Source organism: Phenylobacterium sp. (assembly GCF_965284355.1).
Taxonomy (GTDB): domain Bacteria; phylum Pseudomonadota; class Alphaproteobacteria; order Caulobacterales; family Caulobacteraceae; genus Phenylobacterium.
On sequence record NZ_OZ260078.1, the window covers coordinates 1,160,705 to 1,176,947 of the forward strand.

16 protein-coding genes and 1 pseudogene are annotated in these 16,243 nt (G+C 69.5%); 11 read left to right on the forward strand and 6 right to left on the reverse strand.

Annotated elements, in window-relative coordinates; all coding sequences use genetic code 11:
* On the reverse strand, positions 1–1,236 hold the full coding sequence (locus ACQ66R_RS05590) for an acyl-CoA dehydrogenase family protein (protein WP_293363922.1): 1,236 nt from the start codon (positions 1,234–1,236) through the stop codon (positions 1–3).
* Between the two features lie 138 nt (positions 1,237–1,374).
* On the opposite strand from ACQ66R_RS05590, the gene tauD reads away from it, so the two are divergent.
* Entirely contained in the window at positions 1,375–2,247 is an 873-nt protein-coding gene (gene tauD / locus ACQ66R_RS05595) for a taurine dioxygenase (protein WP_430419976.1), read from the forward strand.
* A 36-nt stretch (positions 2,248–2,283) separates the two neighbouring features.
* Here the strand turns inward: tauD and ACQ66R_RS05600 are convergent, their stop codons facing one another.
* From ACQ66R_RS05600 to ACQ66R_RS05610, 3 genes are all read right to left on the reverse strand, one after another.
* Positions 2,284–2,502, reverse strand: coding sequence for a hypothetical protein (locus ACQ66R_RS05600; protein ID WP_293363924.1), 219 nt, complete (start codon positions 2,500–2,502; stop codon positions 2,284–2,286).
* An 85-nt stretch (positions 2,503–2,587) separates the two neighbouring features.
* The gene (locus ACQ66R_RS05605; RefSeq protein ID WP_430419979.1) at positions 2,588–3,610 is read right to left on the reverse strand and encodes an aromatic ring-hydroxylating oxygenase subunit alpha; all 1,023 of its coding nucleotides are present in this window, start codon (positions 3,608–3,610) and stop codon (positions 2,588–2,590) included.
* Positions 3,611–3,639: 29 nt separating this feature from the next.
* On the reverse strand, positions 3,640–4,956 hold the full coding sequence (locus ACQ66R_RS05610; RefSeq protein ID WP_430419981.1) for an amino acid permease: 1,317 nt from the start codon (positions 4,954–4,956) through the stop codon (positions 3,640–3,642).
* A gap of 115 nt (positions 4,957–5,071) precedes the next feature.
* Here ACQ66R_RS05610 and ACQ66R_RS05615 point away from each other — a divergent pair, with 115 nt between their 5' ends.
* The 5 genes from ACQ66R_RS05615 (at position 5,072) to ACQ66R_RS05635 (ending at position 9,022) form a co-directional block, all read left to right on the forward strand.
* Positions 5,072–5,446 carry a BlaI/MecI/CopY family transcriptional regulator gene (locus ACQ66R_RS05615; protein ID WP_430419983.1) on the forward strand — a complete coding sequence of 125 codons (375 nt, stop codon included), beginning with the start codon at positions 5,072–5,074 and terminating at the stop codon, positions 5,444–5,446.
* Entirely contained in the window at positions 5,436–6,257 is an 822-nt protein-coding gene (locus ACQ66R_RS05620) for a M56 family metallopeptidase (RefSeq protein ID WP_430419985.1), read from the forward strand. The genes ACQ66R_RS05615 and ACQ66R_RS05620 overlap by 11 nt, the downstream gene beginning before the upstream one ends.
* A 167-nt stretch (positions 6,258–6,424) precedes the next feature.
* Positions 6,425–7,336 (forward strand): M56 family metallopeptidase, encoded by a 912-nt coding sequence (locus tag ACQ66R_RS05625; protein WP_430419987.1) that lies wholly within the window; start codon positions 6,425–6,427, stop codon positions 7,334–7,336.
* A 21-nt stretch (positions 7,337–7,357) separates the two neighbouring features.
* The gene (locus tag ACQ66R_RS05630) at positions 7,358–7,906 is read left to right on the forward strand and encodes a hypothetical protein (protein ID WP_430419988.1); all 549 of its coding nucleotides are present in this window, start codon (positions 7,358–7,360) and stop codon (positions 7,904–7,906) included.
* A gap of 81 nt (positions 7,907–7,987) precedes the next feature.
* Positions 7,988–9,022, forward strand: a complete 1,035-nt coding sequence (locus ACQ66R_RS05635) for an amidohydrolase family protein (RefSeq protein WP_430419990.1) — start codon at positions 7,988–7,990, stop codon at positions 9,020–9,022.
* Positions 9,023–9,150: 128 nt separating this feature from the next.
* Here ACQ66R_RS05635 and ACQ66R_RS05640 read toward each other — a convergent pair whose 3' ends face one another.
* The gene (locus ACQ66R_RS05640; RefSeq protein WP_430419992.1) at positions 9,151–9,732 is read right to left on the reverse strand and encodes a TIGR00730 family Rossman fold protein; all 582 of its coding nucleotides are present in this window, start codon (positions 9,730–9,732) and stop codon (positions 9,151–9,153) included.
* Positions 9,733–9,918: 186 nt separating this feature from the next.
* Here ACQ66R_RS05640 and ACQ66R_RS05645 point away from each other — a divergent pair.
* The 3 genes and pseudogenes from ACQ66R_RS05645 to ACQ66R_RS05655 form a co-directional block, all read left to right on the forward strand.
* Positions 9,919–10,107: pseudogene (locus tag ACQ66R_RS05645) on the forward strand (cold-shock protein); the annotation flags it as partial.
* Positions 10,108–10,287: 180 nt separating this feature from the next.
* Positions 10,288–10,506 carry a cold-shock protein gene (locus ACQ66R_RS05650; RefSeq protein ID WP_366558486.1) on the forward strand — a complete coding sequence of 73 codons (219 nt, stop codon included), beginning with the start codon at positions 10,288–10,290 and terminating at the stop codon, positions 10,504–10,506.
* 109 nt (positions 10,507–10,615) lie between these two features.
* The gene (locus tag ACQ66R_RS05655; protein WP_430419994.1) at positions 10,616–11,137 is read left to right on the forward strand and encodes a hypothetical protein; all 522 of its coding nucleotides are present in this window, start codon (positions 10,616–10,618) and stop codon (positions 11,135–11,137) included.
* On the opposite strand, the gene ACQ66R_RS05660 is transcribed toward ACQ66R_RS05655, so the two are convergent.
* Positions 11,134–12,225 carry a phosphatidylinositol-specific phospholipase C1-like protein gene (locus tag ACQ66R_RS05660; RefSeq protein ID WP_430419996.1) on the reverse strand — a complete coding sequence of 364 codons (1,092 nt, stop codon included), beginning with the start codon at positions 12,223–12,225 and terminating at the stop codon, positions 11,134–11,136. The two genes, ACQ66R_RS05655 and ACQ66R_RS05660, sit on opposite strands and share 4 nt — an antisense overlap.
* 157 nt (positions 12,226–12,382) lie before the next feature.
* Between ACQ66R_RS05660 and ACQ66R_RS05665 the strand changes: the two genes are divergently transcribed.
* Both ACQ66R_RS05665 and ACQ66R_RS05670 read left to right on the forward strand, forming a co-directional pair.
* A complete protein-coding gene (locus ACQ66R_RS05665) occupies positions 12,383–13,945 on the forward strand; it encodes an EAL domain-containing protein (RefSeq protein WP_430419998.1) in 1,563 nt (520 codons plus the stop codon).
* 270 nt (positions 13,946–14,215) lie between these two features.
* On the forward strand, positions 14,216–16,225 hold the full coding sequence (locus tag ACQ66R_RS05670) for an elongation factor G (protein WP_430420000.1): 2,010 nt from the start codon (positions 14,216–14,218) through the stop codon (positions 16,223–16,225).
* Positions 16,226–16,243 lie beyond the last annotated feature (18 nt).

Sequence of the window (16,243 nt, forward strand, 5' to 3'; positions counted from 1 at the left end):
CTACAGCAGGTCGCCGCCGCAGGCGCCGGCCGTTGTGCCCGTGGCCTGGAAGGCCTTGATCACGTTGCGGCCCACGGTCCAGCGGTGCACCTCGTCCGGCCCGTCGACCAGACGCTGCGAGCGGATATGGGTGTACCACGCGGCCAGCGGCGTATCACGGCTGTAGCCCAAGGCGCCGTGGAGCTGGATCGCGGTGTCGACCACGTGGTGGACCATGTGGGCCAGGTAGACCTTGGCGATCGAGTTCTCCTGCCGCATGTCCATGCCCTTCTCGGCCTTGTAGGCGATGTGGAGCAGCATAAGGCGGCTGATGTAGAGCTGGCTCGCGCACTCGGCCATCATGAACTGGACGGCCTGACGCTTGTGCAGGGCCGAGCCGAAGGTCTCGCGGTTGGTGATGTGCGCCGCGGCCAGGTCCAGCGCCCGCTGCGCCATGGCGATGTTGTGCATGCCGTGGCGAAGGCGACCGTAGGCCAGGCGGTGCTGGCCCATGTCAAAGCCGCGGCCCACGCCGCCGACGATGTTCTCGGCCGGGACCACGAGGTCCTTGATCTCGATCTCGGAGTGACCGCCGCCCATGATGTGGCTGAGCGGACCCTCGGCGGCCATCGTCGGGATGTCGCGCTTGATCTTGTAGCCGGGGTTCGGCAGCTCGACGATGAAGGTCGAGAACTGCTGGTGGCGCGGGCCCTCGGTGTCGGTTCGAGCCATGACCAGGGCCAGGTCAGCGGCGCTGGCGGCCGACGAGAACCACTTCTCGCCGTTCAGCACGTAGTTTTCGTTGCCGTCCTTGACCGCAGTCGTGCGCATGCCCGTCGCGTCGGCGCCGGCGGCCTTCTCCGTCATGGAGTAGCAGACGCGCTTCTCGCCGTTCAGCAGCGGCTTGAGGAACTTCTCCTTCTGGTACTCGGTGCCGTGGGCGATCAGCGTGAGGATGGTGGCGTCGTCGGGCCCCTGGGAGTTCATCGACAGCGCGCCGATGTAGCTCTCGCCCAGCTCCATCTGGACCAGCGCATTGGCCAGCGGGCCCAGGCCCATGCCGCCGTACTCCTTGGGCACGAAGGGCATCCAGAGGCCCTGGGCGCGCGCCTTGGTGCGCAGCTCGTCGATGACCTTCTTGTAGCTTTCCTTGTCGGTGATCCGCTCCTGCGCGGGAATGCACTCGTCATGGACCCACTGGCGGACGCGCTCGCGGATGGCCTTGGCCTCGGCGGGAATTTCGAAGTCGATGGACATGGCGGCGCGTCTCCCAACAGTTGTTTGAATTTAGAAGCCACGGTGCGGCGCCCACCCCTCGCAGGCAAGCGGAAAGCGCCCATCTTTGACGTGGCGTCCGGGATGTCGTTCCCGCTGCCGCGCAAGGAGAGAAGCGTGATGACGATGACGGTGCGGGCGTTGACGCCCACGATCGGGGCGATGGTCGAGGGCGTGGACCTCTCACAGGGCGTATCGGCCGACCTGGCAGGGACGCTGCGCGCCGCACTCTTGAAGCACCAGGTCCTGTTCTTCGAGGACCAGCACCTGACCCCGGTCCAGCACCGGGACTTCGCCGCGCGCTTCGGCGACCTGCACACGCACCCGCTCTATCCCGGCGTGCCCGAGGCGCCTGAGCTGTTCATCCTGGACAACCACAAGGACAATCCGACCGACAACGACAGCTGGCACACGGATGTCACCTTCATCGAGACCCCACCGATGGGCTCGATCCTCTACGCCAAGAGCCTGCCGGCCAGTGGCGGCGACACGATCTGGGCAAACATGAAGGCGGCCTACGAGGCGCTGTCGCCGTCGTTCCGCGGCTATCTGGAGGGCCTGGACGCCGTCCATGACTTCGCTCGCGGCTTTCCGCAGCGGGGCATCGTCGCCAACGCCGCCGGGGCAGAGAAACACGCCAAGGCCATGGCCGAGCACCCGCCGGTGCTGCACCCCGTGGTCCGCACCCACCCCGAGACCGGAGAGGACGCGCTGTTCGTGAACTTCGGCTTCACCGAGCGGCTGAAGGGCCTGCGCCGCAAAGAGAGCGACGCGATCCTGGGCATGCTGTTCGAGCATGTCACAAAGCCCGAGTTCCAGGTCCGCTTCCGCTGGAGCGACAACGCCATCGCGTTCTGGGACAACCGGATCACCCAGCACTACGCGGTCAACGACTACCTGCCGCACCGCCGGATCATGAACCGCGCCACGATCCTGGGAGACCGCCCCTATCACCGATCGCGCAAGCCGGCCCAGGCGTTGGCGGCCGAGTAGACGTCCGCCTCGCGCCGCGCCGGATCGGCCTCCGGTCTAGGCGTTCAGCGCCGCTTCCGTGGCTTCCATCTCGTCGCGGATCCAGTCGTGGCCACTGGTCACCATCACGCCTTCCAGCGCAGTGATGTGGCCGCGCAGGCGATCGCGGATGTCCTTGGGTACGTCGTCCCGCGTGGCGATCCATCGGGCGATCTGATGGACCGCGAAGGCGCTGTGCAGGGCCAGACGATCACGGTCGTCGTCGGAGAGCTTCATAGGCAGGCTCCGTTGTTGCATACCCACCATAGCACGCGATCCGCCAAGGTGTTCCCTGGGCCACGCGATCGAGGCGCCCATGGCCCTAGCTGACGGCCGCCAGCTTCGGCGGCCCGGGGAGGCCGAGGCCCTGCGCGACGCGATCCTGGAACCAGGCCACGCCCTGTTCGTGCTTCGGCGACAGGACGCCGCCCTGGTACACGCCCGCCTCGAGGTTGCGCTGCACCTCCTCGCAGACCTGCAGGTCTTGGACGGTGACCAGGTCGGAGAACTCGAACAGCGCCGGCAGCTCATCGGCGTAGGCCGGATCGAAGAAGTAGAAGTAGTCCAGCCGGGTGTGCGCCGGGCCTGCGGCCGTCATCCGTTCGACCATGTAGCCGTGCCGGTAGACGTTGATCGCCAGGTTCGGCCACAGCCACGCCCACAGGCCGCCGTAGACGGATGCATCGCGCAAAGGCGCGTGGGCGAAGATCACCTCGCCCTCGATCTCCGTGCGGTACTCGGCCACAACGACGTCGCCGTCGAACTCGGGATGCACCGACTTGATGTGATAGCCTTCGAGGTAGTTCTCGACGTAGGCCTTCCAGTTGCAGCGGATGTCGTGGCGACGCGCCTCGACCAGCGGGAACGACGACTGCTCGTCGGCCCAGCGCCGCGCCAGGGGCGCCATTAGGTCGGCCAGCGGCGCGGCGTCCAGATCCTGGTTGACGAAGATCAGTCCGCGCCAGGTCTCCAGCCGCACGGGGTAGAGGCCGTACTCGCGGGGGTCGAACCCCGGCAGGGCGCCGAAGTCGACGGCGCTGCGCAGGCGCCCGTCCAGGGCGTACCTCCAGCCGTGGTAGCGGCAGGTGAAGGCCTCGCCGCAGTTGCCCGACCCATCGGCCACGAGGGCGCCCGCCCGGTGGCGGCAGACATTGTGGAAGCCGGCGAGCGCGCCGTCCGCCTTGCGCACCACCAGGATCGGCGCGCCGCCCAGGACGTCAGCCAGGTAGTCGCCGGCGGCCGGCAACCGGCTCTCGTGGCCGATGAACTGCCAGCTTGGGCGGATCACGCGTTCACGGTCGTTCCGCAGGGCCTCGTCGCCGCGATAGAGTTCGACCGGGAGCATGGAGCCGCCTCCGCTGGATAACCGGCCTTCTAGCGCCGCTTCAGCCAGAGATACAGCAGGCCCGCGGCGGCGAGCGGCACGACGGCCAGGGCCAGCTCCAGCGGCTTGGCCTGCGCGATCAGCGCCAGCGAGCACGCGATGGCCGCCGCCGCGGTCGCCATGGCCCCGGTGCGCCGGCCGCCCCCGAACCGGCCCGCCAGCCGGATCAGCGACACACCGGCCAGGATGTAGCAGTAGAGCGCCAGCAGCACCGCCATGTTGGCCAGCGTGCCGAACTGTTCGCCGATGGTGGGCGTGGCGGTCAGCACCGCCACCACGCTCATCAGCACCCCGGCCGCCAGCAGGTTGATCTCCGAGGCGCGCTCGCCCGGGCGGGTCCGGAAGATCGGCGGGAAAGCGCCGGCGTCGGCGCCGCTGCGGGTGGTCTCGGCGGTGACCAGGGTCCAGCCGGTCAGGCACCCGGCGGCGCGCAACAGAGCGCACACGGCGATGACCGCGCCCAGGCCAATGCCCAGGACGCTGCGGGCCGCGTCGGCGAACGGCGCTGTCGAGCTGGCCAGCTCGGCCCCTGGGATGATGCCCATCACCACGGAGGTGGCGGCGATGTAGAGAACCGCCACCCCGCCCACGCCCACCAGGGTGGCGCGGGGCACGTTGCGGGCAGGGTCACGGACCACGCCTGCGGCGGCGGCGGCGCACTCCAGCCCCAGGAAGGCCCAGAAGGCGGTGAGCGCCGAGCGGCCTATGGCTTCGCCGACGCCCAGGTCCTGCGGGTTCCAGGCGTCGAGAAACACCTGCGGCTGGAACCATAGCCAGCCGCCGATCGCCGCCGCCGCCACAGGCAGCAAGCCGACGCCCAGGGTCAGGCCCTCCATTCGTGCGACGGCGCGAGGCCCGATCCAGCTGATCGCGACCGCCATCCAGAGGACGACCAGGGTGGCGCCCAGGCGCGGACCGGAGTCATTGAGCGCCGGCACGAGGTAGGCCCCAGCGCCGACGACGGCGAGCGCCACCGCCACGTTGCCGATCCAGCAGAGCGTCCAGAACGCCACGGTGGTCTGCACGCCGAAGAACTGGCCGAGGCCCGCCTGGACGTAGCCGCCCATCCCCGTGGCCTCGGGCGCCGCCTGGGATAGCCAGGCGAACAGGCCGGCGATGGCCAGCGCCGCCAGCGTGGCGGCCCCCCAACCCAGGATCGAGATCGAGCCGACGGCGCCGAAGGTGGCCGGCAGAAGATAGACGCCTGAGCCCACCATCGAACCCGCCACCAGGGCCGCGGCGCCCATGACGCCCACCTTCCCATGGTGGGACCGGACGTTCGCCTGCGCCGCTGCCGCTTCCGCCATCAATTCGCCCCCGGGACTCAGGCGACTATGGAAGCTCGCCGACTGGCTTGACAGTCCAATTTACACGCGTAACGTCAGAGACTTGCTACGCGCGTAAGATCTGAAGAACCCCCACATGTCGAAAATCTCCGGCGCCGAAAGCCACATCATGGAAGCCCTCTGGACTCGGGGCCCGCTGACCGCCGAGGAGCTGGTGCAGTCGGTGGGGCCCGAGCAGGAATGGGGCGAGGCCACCGTCAAGACACTGATCAACCGCCTCCTTAAGAAGAAGGCGCTGAAATCCGAACGTTCGGGCGGCCGCGCACTCTACCATGCGCTGGTCAGCCGCGAGGACTACGTCACCGGCGAGAGCCAGGGTCTGCTCGACCGCCTGTTCGGCGGACAACTGGCCCCGCTCGTCGCCCACTACGCCCAGCACCGTGCGCTGTCGCCCGCCGAGGTGACGCGGCTGAAGAAGCTGATCGCGGAGCTGGACGACGATGGCAAGTAGCCTGGAGGCGGTCTTCGGCCCTGAGCCCGGCGCCTTCATCGCCAGCGCCTTCGTCCTGGCCAATGTGGTGGGCGGCGCGGCGGTCGCCACGGTCGCCGTCCTGAGGCTCCCGCTCCGCCGGCTGATCGGCCCCAGCGCCGCCTACAACCTCTGGATCCTGCCGCCGCTGGCCGGCTTCGCCACACCGGTTGTCATCCTGGCTTCTCACGACGACACCCCCGTCGGCGCGCTGTTCAATCTGCCAGTGTCGGCGGCGGGCCTGGGCCTCGCGTGGCTGCTGGGCGCGCTGGCGCTATCCCTGGTATTCGCCGTGGCGCAGACGCGGTTCATGGCCGAGGTGCGCGCCGGTCGCGCCGGCCCCGCCGTGATCGGGCTGATCTATCCCCGCATCTTGTTGCCCTCGGAAGACAGCGGCTACACCGCCCAGGAGCGCGACCTGATCCGAGCGCACGAACGCGAGCACGTGGCCCGCAAGGACCCCCGCGCCGCCGCGCTGGCGGCCCTGTTCCAGTGCCTGTGCTGGTTCAACCCGCTGGTCCACCTGGCCGCCTACCTGCTGCGTCTGGACCAGGAACTGGCCTGCGACGCCGCGGTGATCCGCAGCCGGCCGCAGGCGCGCGGGCTCTACGCCCAGACGCTGCTCAAGACCCAGCTGGCGCACACGCCCCTACCCTTCGGCTGCTACTGGCCGGCCCGCGGCCTTCACCCGCTGGAGGTGCGGATCGGCCTGCTCAAACGCCGTAATGGTCTCCTGGGCCGCAGCGACGGGTCCGCCGTCGTCAGCGCCACGGTCGAGTCCATCCGCCCCTAGCGCGCGGCGCGAACACACCCGAATTCGGGCGAGCTGCGCCATAAATCCGCCGTCACGCAGGTCGCCCGATTGTGACCTTGCAACGTCGCTTGACAGTGGAATTTACGAGCGTAACTTCTAGTCAGGCTACGCATGTAAGACGCAGCTCATCGCGGAGTGGGACGCCGATGACGAGTGAGATCCTGGCGGCGATCATCCGGGCCAACCTGGTCGGGGCCCTGGCGATCGTGGTGGTGCTGGGGCTGCGGCTGCCGATGCGCCGCCGCTTCGGGCCAGAGCTGGCTTACGGCCTTTGGGCCATCCCGCCCATCGCGTTCGTCGCCACCCTGATGCCGCCGCCAGTGCTGCTGGACGATCCGGCGGCCGACCCCTTCGCCCTGGCGCGCGATCACTCGGCCGTGGCGATGGCGCTGTGGGTGTCCGGCCTGGCGCTGGCCGTCGCGCTGTTTACCCGCGCCCAGATGAAGTTCCTGGCCGCCGCCCGCGCCGGCCGGGCCGGGCCGTCGGTGGTGGGCGTCGTCAATCCACGGCTCATCATGCCCACGGACGACGGAGCCTATTCCGCCGAGGAGCGCGACCTGATCCGCGCCCATGAGCGGCAGCACATCGCCCGGTCCGATCCCCGCGCCGGCGCCCTGGCGACCGCCTTCCAGGCCCTGTGCTGGTTCAACCCGCTGGTCCACGTGGCCGCCCACCTGATGCGGCTGGACCAGGAGCTGGCCTGCGACGCGGGCGTCCTGCGCGCTCGTCCGCACGACCGCGCCCTCTATGCGCGTACCCTGCTGAAGACCCAGCTCGCGACCCAGGCCCTGCCCTTCGGCTGCCACTGGCCCGCGGCCGCGCCGCATCCGCTGGAGGTGAGGGTCATGACCCTGGCCCGGCCGGTCAGCCATGACGGGATCACCGGCCCGGTCCTGCTGGGCCTGGCGATCGTCACCGCCGCCCTGATGGCCTGGAACGCCCAGCCGCCCGGCGAGAAGCATCCGCCGCCCGTGATCGTCTTCCTCGAGCAGCAGGCCAAGCGTCCCGTCTCGGTGATGCTGGTCGACGCCCCGCGCCGCCCGACCGCACAGCCCTAAGTCCGACTTCGGAGACCTCCGGTGAAGACCCTGCCCTCACGGGCGCGACGGTTCGCGCCTGCGATCCTGCTCGCGCCTATTCTGCTCACCCTGGCGGCCTGCAGCGCCCCCCAGCGCCAATCGCGACTGACCGAACTGCAAGCCCAGAACGACCCACCGGAACTCTGGCGCGTAGAGAGCCTGGACAGCCGGGGCCGGGTGAACGGCGCCATCCACGTCTGCGTCGACCAGTCGATGCGCGACGGCTTCGCCCGCGCCGACGCCGAGATCTGGGGGCGGCCCTGCCTGCCGCATCGCGACGCGGTGGACACGCCCCACCTCTACGCCGTGCGCTGCGAGATCGATGGCCGCCGCTTCGGCCTGACGCTCAACCGCAGCGGCGACCTGCGGCGCGACTTCACCGCCGCCTTCTCTCTGACGGCGCTGGACGGAAGCGGCGCGACCGCCAAACAGGTGCGGCGCTTCCGGCGCGAGGGCGCGTGCCCTGCCGGTTGGATCATCGGGGACCAGGCCCGGCTCGGGAGCACGAAAGGGGTGAACGCTCTGGCGGGGACCTGGAACATGGATTGATTGTCGCCCCCATTCCTTCGGCGGTTGAAGGCCCTCACGTCACCCGGCTAGCTTGCCCGCAAGAACAAGCGGGAGAAAACGATGCCGGAAGCCATTCTCGAACCCGAGCTGCCGATCGTCGATCCGCACCACCACCTGTGGGATCGCAGCATGGCGCCGCCGCCCACGGGCCCGCAGCACCCATTCACCACCGCCATCGAGCCGGCCCAGCGCTACCTGCTGGACGAACTGCTGGCCGACACCGGCAGCGGCCACAACGTGATCGCCACGGTCTTCCTTGAGTGCGGCGCCTTCTACAAGGCTGATGGCCCGGTCGAGCTGCGGTCGGTGGGCGAGACCGAGTTCGTGAACGGCGTCGCCGCCATGAGCGCCAGCGGCCTGTATGGGCCGACACGGGCGTGCGCCGGCATCGTCAGCCGCGCCGACCTGACCCTGGGCGACGGCGTGAAGGCGGTGCTGGAGGCGCATGACCGCGTGGGCGGCGGGCGTTTCCGTGGCATCCGCAACAGCGCCTCGTGGGACGCCGATCCCGAGGTGCTGGGCCCGCTCAATCGCATGCAGGCGGGCCACTACCTGCGCGACGACTTCCGCGCGGGCTTCAGGCACCTCGCGCCCATGGGCTTCTCGTTCGACGCCTGGATGCTGGAGCCGCAGCTGCCGGACCTGATCGACCTGGCCCGCGCCTTCCCCGACACGACCATCGTGCTCGACCACGTGGGCACGCCCATCGGCCGTGGCGTCTACACCGGCAAGCTGGATGAGCGCTTCGGGGTCTGGCGCGAGAATATCCGTGAGCTGGCGAAGTCGCCCAACGTGGTGGTGAAGCTGGGCGGGCTGGCCATGGCCTTCTGCAACTTCCCCTCGTTCCTGGCCGAGCCGCGGGTTCCGTCCGAACAGCTGGCCAAGGAGTGGGGCCCCTACATCGAAACCTGCATCGAAGCCTTCGGCGTGGACCGCTGCATGTTCGAGTCGAACTTCCCGGTCGACATGGGCAGCTGCACCTACGCCGTGCTGTGGAATGCCTTCAAGCGCATCGCCGCGGGCGCCTCCACCGACGAGAAGACGGCGCTGTTCTCGGGCACCGCGACGAAGGTGTATCGGCTCACCCTCCCTTGATGGGGAGGGACAGGCCGCGCCAGCGGCCAGGGTGAGGAAGTGTGGGCCCGAACTCAGAGGTCGGGGAGGATCGTTACTCCCTCACCTTGCTTGCTTCGCAATCTGTCCCTCCCCAACGGGGAGGGACATTACGGCTGGGGCTTTGCGTTGCTCCATTTCGGCGGGGGCGCGACGTAGTTGCGGAAGGCCTCCAGCGCCGGCTCGGTCGCGTCGGCGTAGATCAGCATGTCGACGTACGCCTGCGCGATGAACCCGCTGTCGGCCATCTTCTGGATCGTCTGGGCCATCAGGTCGTAGTAGCCGCTGGTGTTCACGAAGCCGCACGGCTTGGCGTGGATGCCCAGCAGCGCCCACGTCCACTGCTCGAAGATCTCCTCGAACGTGCCGGGACCGCCCGGCAGGCACAGGAACGCATCCGACAGGTCGGCCATCTTCAGCTTGCGCTCGTGCATCGACTGCACGACGTGCAGCTCTGTCAGGCCCCGGTGCGCGATCTCTGCGTTGACGAGATCCTCCGGCATCACGCCCAGCACGCGGCCGCCCGCCGCCAACGCCGCGTCGGCCACGGCGCCCATCAATCCGGTCTTGCCGCCGCCATAGACCAGGGTCAGTCCGACATGCGCGATGGCCGTCCCGCAAAGGACCGCTTCCTGCATGAATTTCGGGTCCGCTCCAGGCGATGACCCACAGAAAACACAGATGTTCTTCAAGTCAGCGCCTGACTGCAGAGCTGTGGCGAAAGGGTCGCTCCCTTATTCCGAATACCGGCGTGTGTCACGACCGCTGGTCTAACGGAAATTCCGCGGCTACAACTTCTGTACGGCTCGTCAGGGCGATTAGCCGGGCGCATCCCTGTGGGCGGCGCGGGACTTCTATTTGCGGTTAGGTTTCGACGAATGGCGAGCGGCACGGTTAAGTGGTTCAACACGGCTAAAGGCTTCGGTTTCATCCAACCTGACGATGGCGGCGCAGACGTCTTCGTTCACATTTCGGCTCTGAATCAAGCAGGCCTCGACAGCCTCAACGAGGGCGACAAGGTCGCCTACGAACTCGAGCAGGATCGGCGCTCGGGCAAGCTGGCGGCGACCGGCATCGTGGTCACCGAGGCGGGCGCCCCTGCGCCGCGTCGCTCGGGCGGCTTCGGCGGCGGTGACCGTGGCGGCTACGGCGGCGGCGGTGGCGGCGGCTACGGCGGCGGTCGTGACCGTGGCTTCGGCGGCGGCGGCGGCTTCGGCGGCGGCGGCGGTCGTGACCGCGGCGCCGTGATGGGCTCCGGTTCGGGCGAAGTGAAGTGGTTCAACCCCACTAAGGGCTTCGGCTTCATCAAGCCGGAGGGTGGCGGCCAGGACATCTTCGTCCACATCTCGGCGGTCGAGCAGGCCGGCCTGTCGGGCCTCAACGAAGGCCAGCGGGTCAACTTCGACCTCGAGCAGGACCGTCGTTCGGGCAAGACCTCCGCGACCAACCTGAAGGTCTCGGGCTAAAGCTCCTGGGGGCCTGCTCCGGCGGGCCCCCGTCCAGCCCCGGCTGAACCGCAACGCCTCTACGGCGTTGAGAACGCTCCAAGCGAGAGAGCCTCGTGGAGCGTTGATTGTGCGTCCCTTTCTGAGCATCGCCGCCTGCAGCCTGATCGCTGCGCCGGGCGCCGCTATGGCGCAGCCTCTGGCGCTTACCGAGCCGCCGCCTGCCGGGGCCCTGGCGCCCACGCCCACGCTGGCGCCGACCGAGCCCGCGCCCGACGCGGTCACCGTCCCGCCGCCGCCAGTTGTCCAAGGGGGCGCCGCGCCTCCCGACCTCGAGCCGCCCACGACCGTCCCCCCGGTGATCGTGGCCAAAGAGGACAAGGGCGGCGCGGCCAAGACCGTGGTCGGCACGACGGCCTTTGGCGTCGCCGGGGGCCTCGCCGGAGCCGCGGTGGCCGGCCCTGTCGGCAAGTTCGCCGGGGGCTTCATCTTCAAGCGCGTCGCCCAGAGCCTGTTCGGCGACAAGGACAAGACACCGGAACTGAAGGTGATCCCGCAGACGCCGGCGGCTGCGGACACCGCCATGCCGGCCTCCGACCGCGTCATGGACGCCGCCTCCCTTGACGCGACGCGGATCGCCGACGAGCGCTAGCGCTGAACGGGCGACAGCCGCGCGACGCCCCCGCCCGGCAGCTTCGCCACGTAGGGCCCGAAGCGCGTATCGGGCGTCATGTAGTCGGTCGAGACGTATTGCGCCCCCGAAGCGAAGGCTGCGGCCTGCCGCGAGCTATCGTTCGTGCGGGCCTCGCGGGTGTCGGCGTCAGCGCGCGTGCGCACGATCAGGCCCGCCTTCACCGCCGCGGCGATCCGGGCCGACTGCTCCTGGGGTTCGTTAAGCGTGATGTAGCCGGCGGCCGGCGAGGTCTCGTCGACGTTCACGAAGGCCGCGCGCCCGTCCAGCACCTTGCGAACGCCGCGGTAGCGGGCGACCTGATCCGGCGGGCAGTCCAGCGCGATCATCACCTTGCCGCGTGCGGCCTTCAGTTTGGGCCAGGCGCCTGCCGCGGCGGCGTCGCGGAGGGTGGCGTGTCTTCCCTGCACCTTGTCTGGCGTGATCAGGTCGACCTCTGGAAACACCGACCGGATCTCAGTGTCGATGAGGTCCATGGCCTTGGCGTCGAACGGCGGCGCCTTGATCGCGCCGGGCATCGAGAGGCCGCCTTCCTTCAGGTTCAGGAGGATGATCAACGGGACGTGGTCACGATGCTTGAGCGACCAGGCTCGGACTTCCTTCAGGCATTGAACGAACAGCGGACAGGTCACGCGATAGTCCACCGACGGCTCGTGGATCACCTTGAGGCCCGGCTGGCGGTAGGGCGTGAAGTCGTAGGGCGCGGCCTTGGCGCCGGCCATCTTGAACCCCAGCGGCGCGGCATAGAGGCCGGTGTCGGGATCGTAGACGATGTCGATCTCCAGCTGCCGGGCGCCGGCGTCCAGCTGCTGGGTCAGCGGCGGATGGCTGTAGTCGATGGCGTCGGCCTCCTTGGCGTTGATCGCGCGAATCATCGCCAGCTCGTTGGGCGCGATCGCCAGTTTGTACGAGTTGTGGGTGCCGATCGCCTGCATCGCGTTCATCGGCAGGGCGTCAACGGCCGCACGCGTGCAGCCAGGCTCGCCCGACGGCTTCTCCAGGTCGCAGACGGCAGAGACGGCGGCGGCGGCGATCAGGGCGGCGAGCATATGGGTTCCTAGCGGAGGGTTCGCGACGCTAGCGTGACGCCCGCGTCCAGGGAATGCGGCCCGGGTGTTGGCGGCCGGTGTCTCGAGGCGCCCTGGCGGTCGGGTTGAACACGCTGTCTTAAGGCTGGCCGGGCATTCTGGCAGCGAAGGAAGCCTCTTGCCCACACCCCACAGACTCCTCGGATTCGGCTTCGCGGCTGCCGACCTGCTCCTCGAAATTCGCCTCGATGGTCGGGTGGGGCTGGCCCTTGGCGACGGTGAGGCCATCCTTGGCGTCCCGGACACCAAGCTGGGCAACCGATCGTGGCGCAGCCTGATCGACGCGGCCGACCATCCGATGGTCGAGGCGCTGTTCGCCGGCCTGGGCGACGGCGCGCGCGCTGGGCCGGTCGTGGTGGCCGTGGATGGCGCGGCCGGCAGGTTCGCGACCCTCTCCGCGATCCGGCTGCCGCAGAACCACGGCGCGATTTCGTGCGCCATCGGGCGTGCGCGCGGTCCCCGTGTCGCCGGCCTGCACGACCGCGAGACGTTCGAGAGCCGAGCCGCCGAGCTGCTGGCCGGCGCGTCCCAGGATCTCGAGCTGACCTTTGTCGAACTCGGCGGTCTCAGCGCGTGCGCGTCTGCCGACGCGCCGCAACAGCGCGGCGCCGTCATCGCGGGCGCTCTGCGGGCGCAGGCTTACCTCGGCGAGGCCGCGACCGCGGTGGGCCAGAGTCGATACGCCCTGCTGCGCCGACGTGACGACCCCATCGGCGAGATGCTCCGGCGCCTGACCCGCGTGCTGTCCGAGGCTGGCGTGGATGGCGTCATCCCGGAAACCGCCGCCATGCCGCTCACCGGAGCGGTGCGGCCTCGACAGATGGCGCAGGCGTTGCGCTTCGCCCTGGACCAGGTGCTGAAGGACGGCCTCTCCCGGCCGCTGCCCGGCAACCTGGCCGGGGCGCTCAAGCAGGCGATGCAGGCGGCCCTGAGCCGCAGCGGGGCGCTGGGCGCCGCCATCCGCCACCGCCGCTTCACGCTGGCCTACCAGCCCGTCGTGGCGCTGGCCGACGGCGCGCTGCACCACCATGAGGTGCTGGTTCGGTTCGGCTCCAACGGGAGCCCCTTCCCGACCATCCGCATGGCCGAGGAGATGGACCTGATCCAGGCGCTCGACGGCGCCGTGCTCGAGGAGACGCTGGCGGTCCTGTCGAAGGACCCTGCGCTCATGCTGGCGGTCAACGTCTCCGGGCGCAGCATCATGAGCGAGGGCTACGTCACCCGCGCCGCCGACCTCCTGCGCGACCGGCCGTGGGCTCAGGGCCGGCTGATGTTCGAGGTGACGGAAAGCGCCGCCATCGAGGACCTGGCCCTGGCAGACCGGCATGTGCAGGCGCTGCGTGGCGCGGGCTGCGAGGTCTGTCTCGACGACTTCGGCGCGGGGGCCGCCTCGCTGGCCTACCTGCAGCAGCTGACGCTCGATGTCGTGAAGATCGACGGCCGCTATATCCGCGACCTGCAACACGGCGGCCGCGAGGCGACCTTCGTCCGCCACCTGGTGAACATGTGCCGCGAGCTCAAGGTCAGGACGGTCGCCGAGATGGTGGAGACGCCCGAGGCCGAGAACGCCGTGCGCCGGGCGGGCGTGGACTATGCCCAGGGATGGCTCTACGGCCGCGCGATGGCGACGCCGATCCGGGATGTGAAGTTCGCAAGGGCCGCGGTACGCGAAGCGTCCTGAAACCTCACGGCTTCGTGAGGCGCGCGCCGCAGATTTCCGGGCGTAGAGTTTTGCCAGAGGGCGGCGTCTGACCGGCCCAGAGTTCCGGTCGCCGACCGTCCATAACCGCGCACAAGGGCGGCTCGACACTCCCGCAAGACGGGGCGCCCTGAGCGTCCCCGCGCACATCTGTTCCAGATGTGCGCAGCAACGAGAGGCTGGAGCGCGTCGAACGGCGAAACCGGTTTCCACTTTCGCCTGACGCGCTCACGGTGATGGGAGAACGTGGCCATGGCAATCCGAGAAAAGGGGTCGGTTCGGGCGCTCGCGCTCGTCGGCCCCACGAGCTCCGGCAAGACCGCCCTGATGGAGGCCCTGCTGGAAGCCGCAACCGGTCAGGCGGTGCGGCCCGGCGAGGTGGGTGACTCCAGTCCGGAAGCGAAGGCTCGCGGACACTCGGTCGAGCTGAACATCGCCGGCTTCGATTTCATGGGCGACCGCTACGTGGTCGTCGACTGCCCGGGATCTCTCGAGTTCTGCGCCGAGATCGATCCGGCGCTCCCGGCCGTGGACCTGGCCATCGTGGTCGCCGACCCCGACCCGGCCAAGGCCGTGCTGCTGCAGCCCACGCTGCGCGAGCTGGAGCGGCTGGGCGTGCCGCACGCGCTCTTCATCAACAAGATGGACCAGGCCCGAGGCTCCCTGCAGGAGCTGCTCGACGCGTTGGCGCCGGTCTCGTCGGCGCCTCTGGTGGCGCGGCAGATCCCGACGTGGAGCGGCGACAAGGTCACCGGCTACATCGACCTGGCCCTGGAGCGCTGCTTCGTCTACCGGCCCGGCAAGCCGTCCGAACAGATCGACATCCCTACCGACCTGCAGAAGGAAGAGGCCGACGCGCGCTTCCACATGCTGGAGCAAATGGCCGACTTCGACGACGCGCTGATGGAACAGCTGCTGTCCGACATGACGCCCAGCCGCGATGTGGTCTTCACCGACCTGGTCAAGGAGATGAACGACGGCCTGATCGTGCCGGTGTTCTTCGGCTCGGCGCAGAACGGCTTCGGCGTCCGCCGTCTGCTGAAGGCGCTGCGGCACGAGACGCCGCCGGCCGAGACGGCGGCCAACCGACTTGGGATCACCACCGGAGCCTATGTGCTGAAGGCGGCCTATGCGGGCCAGTCGGGCAAGCTGGCCTATGCGCGCGTGTTCGGCGGCAAGCTGCCGGATGGGGCCGAGTTCGTGCTGCCCGACGGGACGCGCAGCCGCGCCGGTGGGGTCAGCCAGGTGCAGGGCTCGGCGCTGAAGAAGCTGGGCGAGGCGCCCGTCGGTGACATCTGCGCCATCGGCAAGGTCGAACAGGCGGCGGCAGGGCAGATCCTGTCCACCACCGGCCAGCCGCAGGCGGTGCGCGCGCAGGCCCGGGCGCGGCGGCCGCTGTTCGCGGTGGCGCTGTCGGCCAAGAACCGCAGCGATGATGTCCGCCTCTCGGGGGCTTTGAACAAGCTGATCGAGGAGGACACAGGCCTGTCGCTGACCCACGACGCCGAGCAGCGCCAGGTGCTGCTGTCGGGGCAGGGCGAGGGTCATGTGCGGCTGGCGCTGGAGCGGCTGAAGCGGCGGTTCGGGGTCGACATCGACGCGGTCCAGCCCCGGACGCCCTATCGCGAGACGCTCGCGCGCGGGGTCCAGCAGCGGTCGCGGCACAAGAAGCAGTCGGGCGGCCACGGCCAGTTCGCCGACATCACGGTGGAGGTGAAGCCCCTGCCCCGCGGCTCGGGTTTCGTGTTCACCTCGAAGGTGGTGGGCGGGGCCGTGCCGAAGCAGTGGATCCCGGCGGTGGAGACGGGCGTGCGCGACGGCCTGGCCAAGGGGCCCAAGGGCTTCCCGGTCACCGACCTGGAGGTCACCCTGCTGGACGGTCAGACCCACGCCGTGGACTCCTCGGAAATGGCGTTCCGCACGGTGGGCCGGATGGCGATCGAGGAGGCGATGGCCCAGACCGGCACCATCCTGCTGGAGCCGATCGAGAAGCTGACCGTGTTCTCGCCGACGCCCAGCGCCAGCCACGTGACCTCGGCCCTGACGGCCCGGCGCGGCCAGATCCTGGGCCTGGCGCCCCGCGAGGACTGGCGCGGCTGGGAGCGCATCGAGGCCTACCTGCCGCAGAGCGAGCGGCAGGGCCTGATCGCCGAGCTGCGCGGCCTGACCCAGGGCCTGGGAGCCTTCGAGGCCGACTTCGATCACATGAGCGAACTCCACGGCAGGCTGGCGGACGAGGCGGCGCAGGCTTCCCTGCCTTGATGGGGAGGGACTGATCGT